This is a genomic window from Microbacterium sp. CPCC 204701, assembly GCF_004010105.1.
GTDB lineage: Bacteria > Actinomycetota > Actinomycetes > Actinomycetales > Microbacteriaceae > Microbacterium.
On record NZ_RRYE01000321.1, the window covers coordinates 1 to 3,502 of the forward strand.

The window sequence follows — 3,502 nt, forward strand, 5'->3', positions numbered from 1 at the left end:
GCAGTCCCCCGCCGTGCGTCAGCGGCTCATCGCCGACTACGCGCGGGGCAGCAGCCGGGCGCGCAGCCGCGAAGGCGCCCGCGGCACCCGCCGACCCGCAGCGCCCCCGAAGACACCCGGCATTCCAGGCGCGGTCTCGGCTCCGGCATCCCGCCCGCTCAACGAGCTCGGGCTGACCGAGGTGCTCACCGAGCGGGAGCTCGAGGTCGTGACGGCGCTCGCCGACGGACTCAGCAACAAACAGATCGCCGCGCGCCTCGGGCTCGGCGAGAACACCGTGAAGTGGCACATCGGCAACATGCTCGACAAGACCGGCGCCGCCGATCGCACGCAGCTTGCGCTGTGGGCGTTTCAACGGGGCCTCAACCCGTAGGGTCAGCCGGCGTACGAACCCCATCGGGGATCGGTCACCAGCGCGAGCAGGGCGCTGCGCGCGTGGCGGACGACCGCGGGGCGCTGACTGCGCAGCCATACGCGCGAGGCGACGATCAGCGGCTCGTCTCCGCGCATCAGCCACCACGACAGCTGCGCCGTCGCCTCGTCGCGGACGAACACCGCGCGAGGCGGCCGCCCGGTCGCGAAGACGCGGTCGGCATCCCACCGCGCCTCGTCGGGGTCGGTGAAGTCCCGGGTGCGCACGAGCAGTGCGCGGTCGTCGGCCTGGAGATACTCCCAGTGCACGCCGTCGTCGATGCCGGGGGGCGGGGCCACCTCGACCGTAGGGTCGACCGGACGCATCGCCAGCAGTTTCGCCCTGCGCACGCGGCGGCCCGCCGTGGAGGAGTCCCCTGGTCCGAACAGGACCAGTCGGGCGCCGGGGCCCGCGTCGAGATCGTCCGCCGCCGGCTCGGCCATCGTCACACCACGCATCCTGCGGCCCTGCTCGCGCAGGGCGCTCGCCAATGTCATGATGCAAGCGAACCACGCCCCTGCGTCCTGAGGACCGGGTCCCCTCCGAAAGGCGGGGTTCGCCTGCCGTCTCACCGCGAGAAGTCGCAGTCGCCGAAGAGTCCTGGCGCCCGGACCCCCACCCGAATGGAGGGTTGGAGCACCCCCGGTGGCCACACGCAATGCATGCGAAGTCATAGCGGAAACCGCCCCGCAGGGTCCATGATGTGCACATGACTGGGGTGGGACACCCCGTGATCCGCACTCCCGATCAGCGGATCCGGGTGTTCGTGAGTTCTACACTGCGCGAGCTTTCCGGCGAACGCGCAGCGGTCAAGGCCGCCGTCGAGAAGCTCCGACTCGCCCCCGTGATGTTCGAGCTCGGCGCCCGACCCCACCCCCCACGAGAGCTCTACCGCTCCTACCTCGCACAAAGCGACGTCTTCATCGGCATCTACGGCTCCAGCTACGGCTGGATCGCACCCGACGAACAGATCTCGGGCCTCGAGGACGAGTACAACCTCGCCCCGAAAGCCATGCCGAAACTCATCTACCTCAAAACCGCCGACCACCGCGACGAACGCCTCGCCCAGCTCATCGCACGCATCCAAGCCGACGACACCGCCGCATACCTGCACTTCGACACCGCCGAAGACCTCGAAGACCAGGTCGCCGCAGACCTCGCCATGCTCCTGGCCGAACGCTTCGACCAATCCCGCACCACCGACGACCCCGATCCGGCAAGCGCAGGAGCGTCCTTGGTCGGCAGGGTGCCCGTGCCCTACACGAAGACGATCGGGCGGGATGCCGACATCGCAGCCGTGCGCGACCTCCTCGCTCGCGGCACAGACCGTGTCGTGAGCCTCATCGGCGCCGGCGGGATCGGCAAGAGCCGGCTCGCCATCGAGACTGCACTGGCATGCGGAGACCTCTTCCCCGACGGCGTGTACTTCGTGCTGCTCGAAGGAGTACTCGAGTCCGGACTGCTGCTGCCGACGATCGCCTACTATCTCGGCATCCGCGACAACGGCGAAGCCGCGCTGGAGGAGCGCATCGCGCACGCTCTCGCCGACCGCAAGGTGCTGATCGTCCTCGACAACTTCGAGCAGATCGTCGATGCCGCCCCTGTGCTCGTGCGGCTGTACAGCGCCGCACCGACGGCGACATTCCTGGTGACCAGTCGCATCGTGCTGCGCATCCGCGGCGAGCGCGTGTACGAGGTGCCGACCCTCACCACTCCGGCCGGACGCCAGCCGGCGAGCCTCGACGTCACGACCCGCTCCGCAGCCGTCGCGCTGTTCGTCGATCGGGCCCAGGCGATCCGGCCGGGGTTCGACGTCACCCCGGGCAACGCCGGCGACCTCGCCGACATCTGTCGCGCGCTGGACGGCCTGCCGCTGGCGATCGAGCTCGCCGCGGCCAAAGTGCGGATCCTGAGTCCGGCCGGCATCGCCGAAAGGCTCGAGGAGAGCCTGCCGCTGCTGACGGCCGCGGTGCGCGATCTGCCCGAGCGACACCGCACGATGCGCGCGACGATCGACTGGAGCGTGAGCCTGCTGCCGGAGGTGCACCGCGACCTGCTGGAAGACCTGGGCGTGTTCGCCACTCGCTTCACCCTCGAGGCCGTCGAGGCCATGGGGGCGGGCCGTTCGTGGGAGGGTGAGGCTCTCGACGGGCTCGCCGCCCTCGTCGACGGCTCCCTCGTCGCGCAGCACGAGGTGGGTGGACGCCGGGTGTTCTCGCTGCTGGCCATCGTCCGCGAATACGCCGTCGGCCGTCTCAAGAAACGAGGTGAGGCCGACCGCGTGCGAAGGGCGCACGCGGACTACTACCGAGGGCTCGTGCAGCGCGTCGCGCCCGATCTCGGCGGACCGGGCCAGGCCGACGCCGTCGCGCGTCTGGGGCTCGAGCTGCCGAATCTGCGGGCGGCCGTCCGCCACCTCATCTACACGGACCGGCTCGACGACGCCGGCGATTTCGCGTGGTCCCTCCTCATCTACTGGTGGATCTCCGGCTTCTTCGCCGAGGTGCGGCTGTGGATGCTCGAGCTGCTCGAGAAACAGCATGAGCAGCCGATCACGCAGCACACGAGGGCGGTCGCGTGGTTCTTCGCGCTGTGGGGCGAGATGTGGCAGCGGCCCAGCGAGCAAGTGGTCGCAGGCCTCGGCGAATGCGTGCGGCTGTTCACGGAGTGCGGCGATGCCGATGCCGCAGCGATGGCACTCGCCGCTCGCGCCACCGCACGCGTGCAGCTGGCGGATCCCGACGCCGACAAGGCCGAGGCGGAGCTGAGCGAGGCGGTCGTGAGACTGCACGAGCTCGGAAACGACTGGGCGGAGGCGATCACCGAGGTCTCTCTTGGACGCCTCGCGTGGGTTCGGGGTGCAACCGCCGACGCCTTGGCGCATTTCGACCGGGCGACGGCGGTCGCCGAAGCGGGTGGCGACCTGTTCACCACCTCGGTGGCCGGCAACCTGCGATCGCGTCTGAACTTCCAGCTCGGGCGCATCGAGCAGGCCGAGAAGGAGTTCGTGCACACGCTGCTGCTCTCGGTGCGCCTTCACTACGACGAAGGCGTGGCCTACGGGCTCGAAGGCGTCTGCGCGGTGGCGGC

Annotated in this window: 3 protein-coding genes; 2 read left to right on the plus strand and 1 reads right to left on the minus strand. The window is 70.0% G+C overall.

Annotated features, from left to right (window positions below; genetic code table 11):
- The coding region (locus EIO58_RS14665; protein WP_164861735.1) for a response regulator transcription factor at positions 1–373 on the plus strand (373 nt) is incomplete at its 5' end.
- Positions 374–375: 2 nt separating this feature from the next.
- Here the strand turns inward: EIO58_RS14665 and EIO58_RS14670 are convergent.
- Complete coding sequence (locus EIO58_RS14670; RefSeq protein ID WP_127820146.1) at positions 376–909, minus strand: hypothetical protein; 534 nt, start codon at positions 907–909, stop codon at positions 376–378.
- Between the two features lie 212 nt (positions 910–1,121).
- On the opposite strand from EIO58_RS14670, the gene EIO58_RS14675 reads away from it, so the two are divergent.
- Positions 1,122–3,502: DUF4062 domain-containing protein (locus tag EIO58_RS14675; protein ID WP_127820147.1), on the plus strand; the 2,381-nt coding region annotated here is incomplete at its 3' end.